Origin of the sequence: Prochlorococcus sp. MIT 1306, assembly GCF_047304515.1 — a bacterium.
GTDB classification, from domain to species: Bacteria; Cyanobacteriota; Cyanobacteriia; order PCC-6307; family Cyanobiaceae; genus Prochlorococcus; species Prochlorococcus marinus_D.
On the sequence record NZ_CP138959.1, the window covers coordinates 400774 to 414965 of the forward strand.

The window sequence follows — 14192 nt, forward strand, 5'->3', positions numbered from 1 at the left end:
AGGTCATGGAAATCTGACCATGACAATTAGCATTAGCCTTACTGAACTTGGGGATGCGTCATTGATCAACCGAGCCCCCTTAGGTCTTAATCCCTTTTGCAAGCTTGGTTTGGCTGCACTGCCAATTGCCTTGCTCAGCCTGACAACAGTTGTCGATCCTGCTGAAGCACAGCTTTCAGGTGACTATCAGACACCTCAGGAGCGTGATCTTTACAACACCGTTCCGGGGAACAACGACAAAGGAACGATTCTCGATGCCACCAATCCGATGGACCTTATGAATCGTTTGCGAAGGTCCACAGCAATGGACGATGCCACAGTTCCTTCTGATGCAATCGATGCAGCCCTCAAGGCCCTGGAATTGGAGAGTTCTGAGGCTTCGGCGAATCAGCCCTGAGGACACTGTTTGAACCTTTTGTGCGGATTGAGTTAAGCCTCCACTGACTCGCCAGGCCATCAATCAGGGGATCGGCTTCGCCTGGTTTTTTACGGCGTTCTCTAGCTTCTTGAAGCAGAGTTTGTGCTTGCTGGTCTTGGCCTTGCTCCTGCCGCATGAGAGCAAGAGCGAGCAAGGGACGTGCATCTGTTGGTGACTCATTCGATAGAACGCGATAGAGCGCAGCGGCAGCCTTGGTTTGTCCTGTCTGGCGCTGCAAATCTGCCAGGAGAAGCCCTATGGGTATGCGCTTGCCTTTCGTTTTGGACTCAAATCTCTTTTTGAGTTCAGCAACGGCGGCTTTTTCTCTCCCGGCCTCTAGGTCAAGCAAGATCTTCAGTTGCAGGACCTCGAGGTTGTGAGGCTGGATGGTCATTAGCTGGTTGATGTCCTTCCGGGCTCCATCGCGATCTCCCTGTTCGCGCTTGAGTTCCGCGAGCATCAACTTCCATAACCAGGTTTTTGGCTGCCTGGCCATTAGCAGTTCAATTTGGGTCATTGCTTCCTCGTTGCGAGCTAGGACCAGCAATCGCTCCAGCAGCTTTTGCTGTTCTTCTGTGTTCAGATCACCATTATTTTGTTGATCTAGCAGATCTTTCACCTGCCGATTGAGGATCTCCCGATTGCCTAGAGCTCTTGACTCAGGTGCGATCAATTGCGCTCCAAACCAGGCCAGTGCTGAGGCGGTAATGAGCCCAGTGATCAGAAGGATCATCCCGCGGGAGGGCAAAATCCTTTCGGGCTTAAGCACTTCAGCGAGCAGAAAATTACCTGGTCAGTCTGGGACGGTTCACGAATGCTGGCTAGATTTCCAATTGGGCCAGTGGATGCCCTTTTTTTCGATGCGCGACCATCCGATTCCTGCGGCCACTGAGCCGTTGCAGTACAGGGCCATCGGTGTCGTAAGAGGCACTTATCGGCCTCAAGATTCTGAGCAGTTCACTCGAGGTTTCCTGGTGGATTCTGAAGGGGTTGAGATTGAGGCTGTTGTCCTAGGCCGGGTGCTCACTTTGATGCGTCGTCATCTGGCAATGGATCAACCTCATCTATGGGTCGTCTATCCACGCTGCCGCGAAGCGGATCATCTGCATCTACAGATCTCTGGAATCTGGGAGCCCAGCACCCTGAAACAAACCTTGCTTGATGAAAGTGATTCAGAGTCTTCGAGTGATTCCAGCTTGGAACTTGAAGATCAGCTTCCTCAAGGGGACGACTACTTTTCTATTCGTGGTGAATTGATTTATACCAGGCCTGAAACCGGTGACCTGGTTTTGAAGGTTCGCCAGAAGCCTAGGGCTGATGGCAGTAGACCATTGCCGTTCAAATTGCAATTAAAAGGGGATGTGCCCCTCAGTAACCTGCGTCATTTTGTGAGTTTGGAGGTGCGACGTCGTGGGCAGCAGCTTCACCTTGAAGACTATGAAGTGATGGGGCCGATGCCTACTCGCGGTGGCAAGGGGCGAGGTGGAAGAGGTTCCCTTGTTCGCAGGGATGGACGCGGTAGCCAGCCCAATAACTGAATGTCGTTGATCCAACCTTTCTGCTTAAGCCTTGGTGTTAGATCCTTCGCTGCATTGGCTGTCTATCTAGGCGTCGTGATTGCTATTGGTTTGGCTGTCGACAAGCTGTATTGGCGCTCTGTTCATGTTTGGTTTGGTCAGTTTCCCAAGGGACTCCCTCAGGGGCAATGACGGCCCTGTTTGTTGACTGCCCAACTGGTCTGGCTGGTGACATGCTCCTGGCCGCATTTTTGGATCTGGGTGTGCCTCGGGCCGTGATTGAGGCTCCCCTTGCAGGACTTGGCCTTGAGCAGGGTTATGCCCTTACGGTCGCCGAGGACCGCAGCGCCGGCTTGAGGGGCCTGAGGTTATCCGTCGAAGGGCTCGAATTGGAGCCTCCTCATCGGCTTTGGCATGACATCAGAGCGCTGATCATGGAGGCTGATTGGTCAGAACCTTTGCGCGCCAGGGTGTTGGCGGTGTTCAAGGCTTTGGCGGAAGCAGAGGCTGCGGTTCATGGTCACCCCATCGAGCAGGTGCATTTTCATGAAGTGGGCATGATCGATGCTTTGGTTGATGTGGTGGGCGTTTGTGCGGCTGTTGAGCACTTGGCTCCCGAACAGATTGTCTGCGCCGTACCTCCGGCGGGGCGAGGCAAGACGGCAACAGCTCATGGCTTCTTGCCGGTTCCGGTCCCGGCCGTTTTGGAACTAGCCCGAAGACATCAAATCTGCCTCGAGGTTGGTGATGACCTCCCGGCTTGTGAACTCACCACTCCGACGGGGCTTGCCTTGATGGCTGTGCTGGCAGAGCGCTTTGGTCAGCCTCCCTCGCTAAGAATCAAAGCGATTGGCGTGGGTTTGGGACACCGCACTCTTGATCGCCCAAACATCCTGCGAATCTGTGAGCTCGATGGTTTCGCTAGAGAGCAATCTGAAGAAGAGATGGCTGGTTTGAGATGGCAGCCGGTGGTTGTGCAGGAAGCCTGGATTGATGACGCTACGCCTGAGGACGTTGCCGTTTTCAGTGATCAGTTGCGGGATGCCGGAGCGTTGGATGTTGTTTCTGAGCAAGTGCAGATGAAAAAAGGTCGCCAGGGGGTAAGTGTGAAGGCATTGGTGACTGCTGAACAGGCTCCTGGGTTGCGAGTGGTGTGGTTCTCTCAGGGAACGACTCTGGGGTTGCGGGAACACTCTCATGGGCGGTGGTTGCTGCCTCGTCGTGGGGGATCCTGTCCCACGCCATGGGGCTCAGTGCGTGTCAAGCAGGTACGGCGACCTCAAGGGATCCTCACTGTCAAGCCGGAGCATGACGATCTCCTTCGCCTCAGTGTTGAGACGGGCCATTCTCTGGAGCAGTTACGCCGTGAAGTGTTGTTGGCTTCGGAGGATTTTGTTGCAGATGAGGATTGGACATGGTGATCTCAGGCTTGATTCGCCATGGGCGGGGTTTGAGGTTTTGGCTGGGCAAGGTTGCTCTCCCAGGTGGGTTTCGCCTCTGGATCACGCTCGCAAGTCTTGCCTTTGTGGTGGTGGCATTGGTCAGCCATGGGGCACAGTTGCGTCAGCTTTCCCTGAGTGGCCTGGCCTGCTGGTGGCTGGTGCTTGGCGTGGGGATCAGCTGGTCGAGCCTCGTGGTGAATGCACTCGCTTGGCGAGTGTTGGTGGGTTGGTTGGGCCATCGACCCAGGCAAATTTCACTGATTCCCCTTTTCCTGAGTAGCAATCTGCTCAAGTATCTGCCTGGCGGGATCTGGCATTTGGTTGAGCGAATGCGGGTGCTAAGGCCCCATCTGGGGGCCGGGCCTGCATTGGCTTCTGTGTTGCTCGAGCCCTTGCTCATGGCCGTAGCGGCCCTGCTTTGGGTTCCCTTCGGAGGTTGGCAGTCTGGCTTGGCGATGGCCTGTTGCTTGCCAGCAATGTTGTTGATACCTCGCTGGAGAGAGCCCCTGCTCAGACGCTTAGAACGTGCCAAAGCCAAGCAGCTCGATCGGGTTGATGCGGGTTTGGTTGGTGTTGTTTCAGCAGAATCATTGGGCAGTGGACGAGACGACTACCCCTGGAGTTCGCTGGCGATGGAGATGCTCTTCGTGGCGTTTCGCTTTGCTGGATTTTGGTGTTGTGTGATGGCGTTTTCGCTGAGCACCAGCTTGTCGATGGGGGAATGGTTGGCAGCGTTTGCCTTGGCTTGGACTGTGGGCTTGGTCGTTCCTGCAGCGCCTGGAGGGCTAGGGGTTTTTGAAGCCACTCTTTTGTTGCGAGTGGGCTCTGAGGTGCCGGAAGCGCCCTTGTTAGCGGCGGTGCTCTGCTACAGGGTGATCGCAACGATTGCCGATGGGCTTGCCGCTGCTGCGGTTGCGGGGGATCGTGCGTTATTGAAGCGACAGACGGTGCATTAGCGAGACAGACGGCGCATGCAATGAGGCGATGAGATGTCTCAGCCTTGAAAAATTAAATTGTCTATAAAAGTCTGAGACCCTTATTGACGATTTCAGATTGGCGACAGAATTGATAAATCTTGCGGCTCTAAGTAGCACGTTCTCTGTGTTGTTGAGTCGAGACCAATCGGGGTGCCTTGTTGCTCGACATGGTTTGGTCTTTAGCCTTTCTGCATGGCTGAAAAGGCTGAGTCAATTATCGGAATCAATGGCACTTCTTGTTGCGAAGTTGCTTGAAACTTGCCTTAGAGAGTGTTGGAGATGCTCTGGTTTCTTGGGGCATTCTAGGGGTGGAATTTCGCTTAATGACTGTCAATCTATGAAAACATCGCTGGAGGCTAAAGCCTTAAAAGAGAGGCTTCTGGGCTAAAAATTTCTCTTTGAGCTCAAAGAATAGCAACTTGCTAATTCTCTTTCATGCAGTACCTTTTACACTTTGCTCATCATCGCTTCTGGTGAAAATTTTCAATTTAGTTGGATTGGTTTGAACTGGAAGAAGTTCTCTGAAATCTTCTTATGCTCGTAAATTTCGCTAAGCATCGGTTCATTGTGAACATAAATGTGTATCGCATGCATCACACTGTTGCTAGCAAAGAAACTGACCATGGATGTTCTTGACCTTTTCCCAAGGTCCATCCTCAAGGGGGAGCTTGAACCCTCAATGCTCAGCAGCCTGCAGAGTCTTGCGGCTCAGGTGCTCGCGAATCCAGAAAACAGCCCTGATGCATCGGCGAAGCTGGCTGGGCAACTCAACCAACAAAGAGAGCTTGCTCTCAAGCAACTAGAAGTTCAGAATTTTTGCAATCAAGCTGTCTTGCCTGGTTGTGAACGTTGGATTCGTCATGTGATTGATCGGCAACCTCCGCAAGGACGTGGCCCATGGACACCAGGCCGCTATCGGCTGCAGATGGTGGATGTTTGGTTGAACAGCCAACGTGCTGGTGATTACAACCCGACCCATACCCATGGTGGAAGTTTTTCGGGTGTTGCATTCCTGCAAGTGCCATCTCAGATCAGGCCAGAGAGTTTTGATGGTCAGCTTTGTTTTCATGGCCCTGAGGAATGGCACATCCAAAGTTTTCGCACGGGAATGGCGCACTATGTTTTGCCAGTGCCAGGTGAGTTTTATGTTTTCCCGGCATGGCAACCTCATTCTGTGATGCCTTTTCGAGGTGAAGGAGAGCGCTGGTCATTGGCTTTTAATGTTTTGGCATTGCCTAAGACAAAGGATCAGCCCACGCCACAGGATCAGCCCAGCAACTCTCAGATCAATCGAAACGTGTCCCTTTCATCCCAGAGAGCTGAGGTGAAAGGGTTTTAGCTGATTTTGTGGTTGAAAAATCAATGCCTCACCTTGGTCATGAATAGCTCCAATCGTCTGGAGAGAATGAACTCATGCCCTGCAGCTTTGCTAAAAGAAAAGATGCTTAGTCGTTGCCTGATATCAGAGCCAATAGCAGCAAGTGTAAGCATCAGAGGCTCCATGTATTAATAGTCTCGAAGCAACTTGAGCCACGTTTAATGTATAGGTCTAAGAGAGAGTTTGCTTGATTGTGTGTTTAGCCAAGTGGGGCATTGGTTGTATACCAAATTGGCGAACCCATTTCAACTGTAACCCCGACTAATCGCAGAGCAAGGAAAGCGGCAAGGCCAAGAAATAGGCGTATTAGAAGCACATTATTGTATTTTTCCATAGACTGGTCTTCAATCAAAAGATGTCAATATCTTAGTCTTCGCATGCTGCTAATCTCGTATCAAATAAGTGATTTATCTGTAGCAAGTGTTGTGGTTGAGAGACTTTTTTGTCGATCGAGTCTCTCTTCGCAATTCTCGCTTGTTATGAGTCTGTGGTTTTGAATGGGGTCTGCCTTTCTGAAACCGACCCAAAACTCTTGTTGAAGATCATTTGAAGTATTGAAAACTAAGTGAGTGGTTCTTTGCTTAAAGGAGGCTTTTTTCGTTCCCCTTGATCGAGCCCTGGGACCAATGCCAGCGAAGCGATTAATCCCAGAGCGATGATAATCAGTGCTGGCAAGATGGATTCCGCCATGCGTTCATCTGCGGCGTATTGGTACAGCCGTACAGAAAGGGTGTCGAAATCAAAGGGTCTCAGGACAAATGTGAGAGGTAGTTCTTTAACCGTGTCGACAAAAACCAAAAGTGCTCCTACCGCTAGTGGACCTTTCAGTAAAGGCAGATGAACGCGTCGAAGCACCTCCTGCCATTGACAGCCAAGTCCAGTAGCGGCTTCATCCAGGCTTGGGGAAAGGCGCTCGAAGGCAGCGTCGAGTCCTCCTTTTGCAACTGCCAAGAAGCGATCGCTATAGCCCCACAGCAGCAGCAGAATCCATGCGAGGTTCCATGGAGCACCGTTGAATGGCATCAGCGCAATGGCCATCACAGCTCCTGGAATGGCATAACCAATACCTGCCATAAATGAGAGGTTGCCCATCCAGCGTGTTGATGACCAACGCTTGGCGATTGCAAGGATCAGACCTGCTACCACGGCCAGGCTTGCTGCTGCCAGCCCAAGTCCAAGACTGCGTTCTGTCAGTGGGATTAGATCAGGATCTATCCCTTGTTCGAGTTGATCGAGATTGAGGATGGCCCACAGCAGGGGCACACCCAAAGTGATCGTGGGAGGAATGAGGGCTAGGCACTGAGCGCACAGGGCTCGTACACCGTGCAGCTGCCAGGCTGGAGAATCGCCACCAGCGACACCCTCTGTCCAGCGGCGGCTTCGTCGTCTCAGTCTGCGTTCATACCCCACCAGTGACATCACGATGATCAGCGCGATCATTGCTAGTCCAATGGCACCGGCAGGATTGCCTTCCATTTGCCAGGTCTCAACGATGCCAGCTGACAGGCTTGGGATGGCGAGTAGTGCTACGGCCCCGAGTTCATTGACGACTTCCATGCCCATCAGGGCAATCCCGGCACCAATCGCTGGCAAAGCCATGGGCAGAGCAATGCGTCGAAAACTGTTCCACGGTCCAACCCCAAGACTGCGGCAGGCTTCCAGTTGGCGGCGTCCGCAGATTGAAAAGCTTTCAGTGCTGAGGAGAAAAACGTAGGGATAGGTTGTCAGCGCCATGATCAAAATCCCCCAGCCCATGCCATGAATTCGTATGGCATTGCGACTGCCAAGATCGATCAGGATGGCCGAGAGTAGGTAGGCGGGTGTGGCGAGGGGCAATAGCTGAGCCACTCGTAGGGCTCGACGTCCTGGGAAGCGGCAGTTTGCTAATAACCAGCCGTTTGCAGTTCCCAGTAGGCCACCCAATAAGGATGTCCCGATCAGCAGAGTCAAGGTCCCTTGAATCTGTTGTGGGCCATCGACTCCCAGGCTGGCCGATCCATTGATGAATCCCTGCAGTGCTTCACGGATCAGACCAATCAGAGGCCAGAGAGCAAGTACAGCAAGCAGAATTGCCATGCTGTTGAGAAGCAGGCGGTCTGGTTGCCAATGGCGTTTGCGCAGGCGGTTCGAGCCGTAGCTTGACGGGACGGCGTCTTGGGTCATCAGGCGATCAATCTCAACCGTTAGAGGCCATCAGGGAGAAGGTTTTGATGTTGAGCAAGCGAAGTTGGGTGGCATTGGCAGAGTTCTGCAGCGGTGAAGACTTTTTTCTGAATGACCTCAACTGCGTTCAACAGCATTGTGAGTCACGACATTCTTTTTGCTCTGCGATGGCTTTGAACGCTGGCCTGCAGCTTCTTGTTGTGCTCGAGTTCCCTTCCCGCTTGTTGATTGAGGGGTAGTTTTCTAGGGGCGTCGCTCGCGTACCGGAATCGGCACAAGTGAGGGTTCCATCAGTCCGCCGCCGCTGTTGTCGTCATCGGAATCGGCCAATAACCAAAAGGCCAGCATCACTAGGGCCAGGGCGGTGATGGCGGTCAGCAGTTCAAGCATGGCCCTCTCCGTTGAAGAAACAGTGTAGCCAGGTAGATCTCAATCAGAAGTATTAGAAGCTTGATTTTGTTCATACTGAAGTATCAATTCAGCACAGCAAACACAACCAGCGAGTGTGCAGTCGTTTTTATTGCCTCAGAATTGAGTGCGCTGTTGATCAAGCTGTTGTTCAGGTTCTCCTCCTGGCGCGGGTTGAGCAACTGCCATTGCTGCAGCTGTTGAGTAGCAAGCAGTGGGCGAAGTTGTCGATCTGTTTGCCTGTTGGTTGGATTCAGCTGAACCCTTTGCCGGCGTCCTTTGCTACGCAGGCCTGAAGTTGGCGCCGAAGGGTGTCGTGATCGAGTTGGCGTCCAATCAACACCAGTTGGTTCTTGCGCTCAGCGGGCCAGTCGCTGTCATCAATGGAGAAGCGCTTGCCGGCTAAATGAAAGATGTGGCGGCGTTCGCTCTCGTTGAACCAGAGAATCCCTTTGGCACGAAAGACTTCTGCAGGAAGTTGATTGTCTAAGAAATTTTGGAACTTCCGCAGCGCAAAAGGGTCATCGCTGCTGAAGGATAGGGATGTGAAGCCTTCGATTGCTAGGTGATCAGGGTTGTCATCGTGGTGATGACTGTGATCGTCGTGGTGATGACTGTGATGACTGTGATCGTGGCTCTCTGCAACGTCTGCTGGTTGTACGCGATCGGTTTCAAACAGGCCCACGCTTAGTAGCAGCGGTAAGGGCACATCTCCTTTGATTGATCGAAGGATGCGGGGATTTTGTTTGAGGTCTGCCAACTTGGATTCAACCTCTTTTAATCGCTCTTCAGGGACGAGATCTGTTTTGTTGAGCAGCAGGATGTCGCCATAGATCACCTGGGCTCTGCCGACTTCGCTTTCCAAGAGTTGGTCGTTAAAGTTTTCCGCGTCGATCAAGGTAATGATCGAATCCAAGCGGGTTTGATCTCGCAGTTCACTGCCAAGAAAGGTCATGGCAACGGGGAGCGGATCTGCCAGGCCTGTGGTTTCCACAACGAGGTAATCGATTGGGTCTGGACGTTCGAGAATCCGATCAACCGCTTCGAGCAGCTCCCCATTGATCGAGCAGCATATGCAGCCATTGCTGAGTTCAACCATGTCCTCGCTGGTGCTGACGATCAACTCGTTGTCGATTCCAATCTCACCGAATTCATTCACCAATACGGCGGTTTTTAGGCTCTTCTGATTGCTGAGGATGTGGTTGAGCAGGGTGGTTTTGCCGGCGCCTAGGAAGCCAGTGAGGATTGTTACCGGTACGCACCGGTCTTGCTCGGGCGCTTCGCCATGATCAGGTTGAGTGGTTGCTTCGGATGCGATTGCGTCGTTCATGGGCTTGCCGTCAGGGGAGCGGGAGGGTGCTGGAACCACAGCCGCTCGTTGATTCCATGCTGGCAGCAGTTTTGGCTGAGTGAGTTTTGATTAGCCCGGTTCCAGCAAATTGATTGCTTCGGCGAGCTTCAAATCACGATCGCTCAGTCCGTTGACGTCATGGGTCGTCAACTCGATCGTCACAGTGGCATAGACGTTGCTCCATTCCGGGTGATGGTTCATGGCTTCAGCTAGCAGTGCCACACGGGTCATAAAACCGAAGGCTTCCACAAAGTTGCGAAAGCGCCATTGCCGTCGCAGCCGTTGATCCGCCAGGGTCCACCCCGGCAGCTTTTCAGCTACGGAAGAGAGCTGTTCAGCAGTAAGCAGGGTTGCCGTCATGAGGTTGTGTTGTGAGCTTGGGAGTCATTCTTGTCTGTGATGGTTGCTGTGTTGTGTTGCTCTAATGATGCAATGGCTGAAGGGTGATTTGATGTTGTCCCCTAGGAGTGATTGCGGCAGTTGAATCCAATGCTGTTGTCTGAGCTGGTCGGATACTGCTAAACAATTTTTCTTTGAACCAGTAGTGATTGAGCGCTGTGGTGCGTTGTCGAGGGGTTGTCTTGTCAGAGCATCGATCAACGATGAACATTGGGCAGTGCATTTGTGCGGCTCAGGTTTGATCTGTTGGCATCGATTGCTCCTGATCTGGTGATTCAGCTAGATCGTGGAGACGATCAACGAGCAGATCTACGTCGGTCTCAGCACCACCATCTTCAGCCCAGGCATCAGGGTTGTGGCGTTGCTGCACCAACTGGTTGAGTTTGAAACCATTGCGGCGTGCGAATAAGTTGGCTGTGCTGCTTGGTGCTGGTTCTTTTTGGCTAGCAGTTGGCTTGTCTGTTTTGGATTTCGAGAGATCAGGAATGGCGAGATTGAGGGCACCTCGTAGTAGATGCTCGATGGCTTGTTTTTGATCCATGCCGTGCATCGCGGCATAACGATCAAGTCGCTTTAACAATTCATCAGGCAGATCATTCATGGCTGTTCATTTCGCCAATCGCGTGGATCGCCACCCGCCTGTGGCTTCCATGCCGGCGATGTTCCCAGAGATAAATCGCCTGCCAGATGCCTAGTAGCAGCCTGCCTTGATCAATGCTGAGGCTAAGAGTGCTGCAGGTGAGAGCTGTGCGGATATGTGCGGGCATATCGTCTGGCCCTTCATCGTCATGGAGATAGGAACGCCGCTCGCCTAGGCCGTTGATCGGCCGGAAGCCCTCTTCTGGCACGAGAGCCTTGAGATAAGCCGAGAGATCTGTGAGCACTCGTGGGTCTGCGTTTTCGTTGATGGTGAGGCTGCAGCTGGTGTGCAATGCAGTGAGGTGGAGAACGCCACGTTTAATCCTCGAGGAGGCAATCCAATGATTGAGCTGGGCAGTGAGGTCTGTGAAGCCTTCTCCTGTCGTGACGATCTCCAGCTGGTGTAACGCTTGCTGAAGAGACATCGCTGTTGGGGGGAGTGACTGGCTGCCTAAGTTTGGTCTACACAGTTGAGCTGGCAGCAATGGGGCGTGCTGTTTCGCTGAAAGGGCCTGCTGGCGATCATTGCTTTGCTTGCTGCGCTTGCGAGTGGCTGTGCCCCTCTCCATGCGCAGCGGAGGCTGAAGCAGTTGAAAAATATCTGCCCGATGGCTTGTCTCGAAACCTTTCGCTGGCAAAGAAAACACTCGCCAATGGATGACCTATGCCTTGATGGCCAGCAATGGTGAGGAATTCCTTTGTGGTTGGATGACGTTGACTGATGACTTATGCCGCAAGGAATGCACCTGGAACAGGAGATGACCGTCAATGTTGAACCTGAGCTCACCCTCTTGTTTGACGGGGCTTGTCCTTTTTGTTGCCGTGAAGTGAGCTTTTTACGCGCTCATGATCGTCACGGTCGCTTGAATTTTGTTGACATTGATTCCCCTGACTATGAGCCTGAGGCCTTTGCTGGCATTAGTTATCGGCAGGCGATGGGGCGCATGCATGCGTTGCGTCGCAATGGTGAAGTCGTTCGAGATGTCGCGGTCTTTCGCGAGGCTTATCAATTGGTGGATTGGGGATGGCTCTATGCACCCACGGCCTGGCCTGGTGTTGCTGTTGTTGTGGATGGGGTCTACAAGATCTGGGCTCGATTGCGCCTGCGGCTCACTGGTCGCGAATCCCTCGATCAGCTATGCCGCTGCCGCATGAAGCGGCTTTAGTTTTTTGCTTCTCTTTTACCTAACGCTTAAGGGGTAAGGGGGAGTCAAGCTCGACGAACTTTTGGCCTTAGGGCGCTCGTCTGTTTAAGGTTGATGCAGTCATGGATCCAGCCTTTGTCTGCGCTGGCTTGGCAACGACTTGGTGAATACCTGCACGAGACCCAGCTGTTGGGTTCGATTCAAAGCACCCTTTATTGGGATCAAAACACCAGGATGCCTTCTGCTGGCGCAGCTTGGCGTGGTGAGCAGCTCAGTCTTTTGGCCAAGCAATTACATGCACGTCAAAGCAGTTCGCAATTTGAGGGGCTGTTGGTGGAGGCTCGCGCTGAATTTGAGCAAGCTCGATTGGTGGGGGAGTTGGAGCCAATCCAAGTTGTTGGGCGAGCTCGCAACCTGGAGCTTCTTGAGCAAGACCTGAGGCGACAGCAGCGCCTAGATCCTGCCTTGGTGGGAGCGCTCGCGACTGCGAAGTCAAAGGGATATGCCCGATGGCAGCAAGCCAAATCAACGGCTGATTTTTCCTGCTTTGCGCCGGCTTTGCAGCATCTGATCAGTTTGCGCCAGGAACAGGCGCAGCAGCTGGCAGAACAACGCAGCTGCTGGGAAAGTTTGGCCCAACCTTTTGAGCCAGATCTGACCTTGGCGCGTTTAAAGGAGCTGTTTGCTCCATTACGTCAACGATTGCCTGATTTAGTTGAGAAGGCACGTGCTTGGACTCGTTCTCGTGCTGTTTCATTGGGATGGGATTTGCCTGACACCACTCAGCAGGATCTTTGTGAGCGCTTGTTGCAGGGATGGGGTCGGGATCTGAGCATCACTTGCGTGGCGCGATCACCCCATCCGTTTTCAACCACCCTTGGACCTCAGGATTTTCGACTCACGACAAGAGTGGTGCCTGGGCAGCCCTTGTCTTGTTTTTTGGCCACCGCCCATGAATGGGGACACTCCCTCTATGAACAGGGTCTACCTGCTCAAAGTCATCAATGGTTCACTTGGCCGTTGGGCCAGGCCACGTCGATGGCGGTGCATGAGAGTCAGTCTCTGTTTTGGGAGAACAGAATCGCCCGCAGTAGGGCTTTTTGCGAATGCTGGTGGCCTCATTTTGCATCTGTAGGCGCGCCACTCAGCTCTGCTGATGAGCTTTGGCTGGCGATGAATCCATTAACCCCAGGCTTGAATCGCGTGGAAGCCGATGAACTCAGCTATGGCTTGCATATTTTAATTCGAACAGATCTTGAAATTGCGCTGCTAGAAGAAGGCTTACCGGTGGAAGATTTGCCTGATCAATGGAACCAGCGCTATAGCAATTTGCTTGGTGTGATTACCGAAAATGATGGCGAGGGTTGTCTGCAAGATGTGCATTGGAGTGAAGGTTTATTTGGCTATTTCCCTTCTTATCTGATGGGGCATCTGATAAGTGCGCAGCTATCAGATGCGATGCAGCAGGCGATTGGACCACTTGAGGAACATGTTTCTCAAGGTAATGAGCATCAGCTGTTGGCTTGGTTGCGAGAACATGTTCACCCGATTGGCCGGATGATGAATGCTGAGCAATTGGTGGAGCATGTAACCGGAAAACCTTTATCAAGCAAGCCTTTCCTTGATTACTTAGAAGACAAGCTTGAGCATCTGCAAGAACTTTAATAGATACTCCTGGCCTAGATTTGGCGCTATGTTGAAAACGTCTGCTGCCGTTACTAGATCAAATCAATTGTATTGAAGGGAAGGGCATTGGGTGAATGGCATCTTTCTTTGCTGTTAGATGTTCTTACTAATTATTTTCTTTCTTCTGGGATTTCTCCAGGGCCCGTTATGCTTGATACAGCAGAACGTCGCAAATGAAAGGTGTTAACGGCATATTGGCTGCCCTTGGCGTCATGCTTTTGGTGTTTATTGTTATCACCATGGGGATAATTCCTGGAGGTAATGTTATCACTAAGCAAGTTGCTGATAGTCAGCTTGATGCTAGGGGCGTAGCTATTGATCAATTGAAGAATAATCAAGTGGCAATTAATCCAACAGCCACTAATCCAACAGCCACTAATCCTCTAGCTATTCAGCGAGTGCAAGCTAATTCAGTGACCAGTCAGCAAGTACCGAATGATCAAGCATTAACAGATGAGGCCGTTGTTGAACAGCAGGGCTCTAAATGTGCACCTGGCTGGGTAGAGACAGGCGATGGCATTTTATGCGTGCCTGGATTGTTTAAGATGCTTGATGTTGCTGATGCGGGCAGTCCGGGCGAGAAGAATTGTTGGGCTGGAGGGATGGTGCTTAATTGCCGTGACTAAAGAATCCTTTATGACTCTATTCAATGGAAGCCCATAAGATCGT

Annotated in this window: 16 protein-coding genes; 9 read left to right on the forward strand and 7 right to left on the reverse strand. The window is 52.3% G+C overall.

What is annotated here, in order from left to right; genetic code table 11:
• Nucleotides 1-19: 19 nt before the first annotated feature.
• Nucleotides 20-397, forward strand: a complete 378-nt coding sequence (locus SIB74_RS02085) for a hypothetical protein (RefSeq protein WP_369818029.1) — start codon at nucleotides 20-22, stop codon at nucleotides 395-397.
• Here the strand turns inward: SIB74_RS02085 and SIB74_RS02090 are convergent.
• Nucleotides 348-1151, reverse strand: coding sequence for a tetratricopeptide repeat protein (locus SIB74_RS02090; RefSeq protein ID WP_063396182.1), 804 nt, complete (start codon nucleotides 1149-1151; stop codon nucleotides 348-350). The two genes, SIB74_RS02085 and SIB74_RS02090, sit on opposite strands and share 50 nt — an antisense overlap.
• A 127-nt stretch (nucleotides 1152-1278) precedes the next feature.
• Between SIB74_RS02090 and SIB74_RS02095 the strand changes: the two genes are divergently transcribed.
• The 5 genes from SIB74_RS02095 to SIB74_RS02115 all read left to right on the forward strand — a co-directional run bounded on the left by SIB74_RS02095 (nucleotide 1279) and on the right by SIB74_RS02115 (nucleotide 5693).
• Complete coding sequence (locus tag SIB74_RS02095; protein WP_197459803.1) at nucleotides 1279-1956, forward strand: hypothetical protein; 678 nt, start codon at nucleotides 1279-1281, stop codon at nucleotides 1954-1956.
• Nucleotides 1957-2127, forward strand: a complete 171-nt coding sequence (locus SIB74_RS02100) for a hypothetical protein (RefSeq protein ID WP_156486131.1) — start codon at nucleotides 1957-1959, stop codon at nucleotides 2125-2127.
• Nucleotides 2124-3356, forward strand: a complete 1233-nt coding sequence (locus SIB74_RS02105) for a LarC family nickel insertion protein (RefSeq protein WP_063396181.1) — start codon at nucleotides 2124-2126, stop codon at nucleotides 3354-3356. The genes SIB74_RS02100 and SIB74_RS02105 overlap by 4 nt, the downstream gene beginning before the upstream one ends.
• On the forward strand, nucleotides 3350-4333 hold the full coding sequence (locus SIB74_RS02110) for a lysylphosphatidylglycerol synthase transmembrane domain-containing protein (RefSeq protein ID WP_063396180.1): 984 nt from the start codon (nucleotides 3350-3352) through the stop codon (nucleotides 4331-4333). The genes SIB74_RS02105 and SIB74_RS02110 overlap by 7 nt, the downstream gene beginning before the upstream one ends.
• Before the next feature lie 643 nt (nucleotides 4334-4976).
• A complete protein-coding gene (locus SIB74_RS02115) occupies nucleotides 4977-5693 on the forward strand; it encodes a putative 2OG-Fe(II) oxygenase (RefSeq protein WP_063396179.1) in 717 nt (238 codons plus the stop codon).
• 600 nt (nucleotides 5694-6293) lie between these two features.
• Here the strand turns inward: SIB74_RS02115 and SIB74_RS02120 are convergent.
• From SIB74_RS02120 to SIB74_RS02145, 6 genes are all read right to left on the reverse strand, one after another.
• Nucleotides 6294-7895: an ABC transporter permease gene (locus tag SIB74_RS02120; RefSeq protein ID WP_011825374.1), complete on the reverse strand. Its 1602-nt coding sequence runs from the start codon at nucleotides 7893-7895 to the stop codon at nucleotides 6294-6296.
• 243 nt (nucleotides 7896-8138) lie between these two features.
• Nucleotides 8139-8285 (reverse strand): hypothetical protein, encoded by a 147-nt coding sequence (locus tag SIB74_RS02125; protein WP_011825376.1) that lies wholly within the window; start codon nucleotides 8283-8285, stop codon nucleotides 8139-8141.
• Between the two features lie 271 nt (nucleotides 8286-8556).
• A complete protein-coding gene (locus tag SIB74_RS02130; protein WP_082818503.1) occupies nucleotides 8557-9633 on the reverse strand; it encodes a CobW family GTP-binding protein in 1077 nt (358 codons plus the stop codon).
• Between the two features lie 90 nt (nucleotides 9634-9723).
• Nucleotides 9724-10014, reverse strand: coding sequence for a 4a-hydroxytetrahydrobiopterin dehydratase (locus SIB74_RS02135; RefSeq protein WP_011825379.1), 291 nt, complete (start codon nucleotides 10012-10014; stop codon nucleotides 9724-9726).
• Nucleotides 10015-10285: 271 nt separating this feature from the next.
• Nucleotides 10286-10654 carry a CopG family transcriptional regulator gene (locus SIB74_RS02140; RefSeq protein ID WP_011825380.1) on the reverse strand — a complete coding sequence of 123 codons (369 nt, stop codon included), beginning with the start codon at nucleotides 10652-10654 and terminating at the stop codon, nucleotides 10286-10288.
• Nucleotides 10647-11330 carry a secondary thiamine-phosphate synthase enzyme YjbQ gene (locus SIB74_RS02145; protein WP_413681766.1) on the reverse strand — a complete coding sequence of 228 codons (684 nt, stop codon included), beginning with the start codon at nucleotides 11328-11330 and terminating at the stop codon, nucleotides 10647-10649. The genes SIB74_RS02140 and SIB74_RS02145 overlap by 8 nt, the downstream gene beginning before the upstream one ends.
• Before the next feature lie 90 nt (nucleotides 11331-11420).
• Here SIB74_RS02145 and SIB74_RS02150 point away from each other — a divergent pair, with 90 nt between their 5' ends.
• From SIB74_RS02150 to SIB74_RS02160, 3 genes are all read left to right on the forward strand, one after another.
• On the forward strand, nucleotides 11421-11858 hold the full coding sequence (locus SIB74_RS02150) for a thiol-disulfide oxidoreductase DCC family protein (protein WP_063396176.1): 438 nt from the start codon (nucleotides 11421-11423) through the stop codon (nucleotides 11856-11858).
• Between the two features lie 93 nt (nucleotides 11859-11951).
• Nucleotides 11952-13502: a carboxypeptidase M32 gene (locus tag SIB74_RS02155; RefSeq protein WP_063396175.1), complete on the forward strand. Its 1551-nt coding sequence runs from the start codon at nucleotides 11952-11954 to the stop codon at nucleotides 13500-13502.
• A 194-nt stretch (nucleotides 13503-13696) separates the two neighbouring features.
• Entirely contained in the window at nucleotides 13697-14149 is a 453-nt protein-coding gene (locus tag SIB74_RS02160; RefSeq protein ID WP_063396174.1) for a hypothetical protein, read from the forward strand.
• Nucleotides 14150-14192 lie beyond the last annotated feature (43 nt).

Excerpts from the sequence above, each read along its gene's own strand:
- SIB74_RS02100 (WP_156486131.1), top strand. The coding sequence starts at position 1,957 with ATGTCGTTGATCCAACCTTTCTGCTTAAGCCTTGGTGTTAGATCCTTC.
- SIB74_RS02130 (WP_082818503.1), bottom strand. The coding sequence starts at position 9,633 with ATGAACGACGCAATCGCATCCGAAGCAACCACTCAACCTGATCATGGC.
- SIB74_RS02085 (WP_369818029.1), top strand. The coding sequence starts at position 20 with ATGACAATTAGCATTAGCCTTACTGAACTTGGGGATGCGTCATTGATC.
- SIB74_RS02105 (WP_063396181.1), top strand. The coding sequence starts at position 2,124 with ATGACGGCCCTGTTTGTTGACTGCCCAACTGGTCTGGCTGGTGACATG.
- SIB74_RS02135 (WP_011825379.1), bottom strand. The coding sequence starts at position 10,014 with ATGACGGCAACCCTGCTTACTGCTGAACAGCTCTCTTCCGTAGCTGAA.
- SIB74_RS02090 (WP_063396182.1), bottom strand. The coding sequence starts at position 1,151 with ATGATCCTTCTGATCACTGGGCTCATTACCGCCTCAGCACTGGCCTGG.
- SIB74_RS02140 (WP_011825380.1), bottom strand. The coding sequence starts at position 10,654 with ATGAATGATCTGCCTGATGAATTGTTAAAGCGACTTGATCGTTATGCC.
- SIB74_RS02150 (WP_063396176.1), top strand. The coding sequence starts at position 11,421 with ATGCCGCAAGGAATGCACCTGGAACAGGAGATGACCGTCAATGTTGAA.
- SIB74_RS02155 (WP_063396175.1), top strand. The coding sequence starts at position 11,952 with ATGCAGTCATGGATCCAGCCTTTGTCTGCGCTGGCTTGGCAACGACTT.
- SIB74_RS02120 (WP_011825374.1), bottom strand. The coding sequence starts at position 7,895 with ATGACCCAAGACGCCGTCCCGTCAAGCTACGGCTCGAACCGCCTGCGC.
- SIB74_RS02110 (WP_063396180.1), top strand. The coding sequence starts at position 3,350 with ATGGTGATCTCAGGCTTGATTCGCCATGGGCGGGGTTTGAGGTTTTGG.
- SIB74_RS02160 (WP_063396174.1), top strand. The coding sequence starts at position 13,697 with ATGAAAGGTGTTAACGGCATATTGGCTGCCCTTGGCGTCATGCTTTTG.
- SIB74_RS02115 (WP_063396179.1), top strand. The coding sequence starts at position 4,977 with ATGGATGTTCTTGACCTTTTCCCAAGGTCCATCCTCAAGGGGGAGCTT.
- SIB74_RS02125 (WP_011825376.1), bottom strand. The coding sequence starts at position 8,285 with ATGCTTGAACTGCTGACCGCCATCACCGCCCTGGCCCTAGTGATGCTG.
- SIB74_RS02095 (WP_197459803.1), top strand. The coding sequence starts at position 1,279 with ATGCGCGACCATCCGATTCCTGCGGCCACTGAGCCGTTGCAGTACAGG.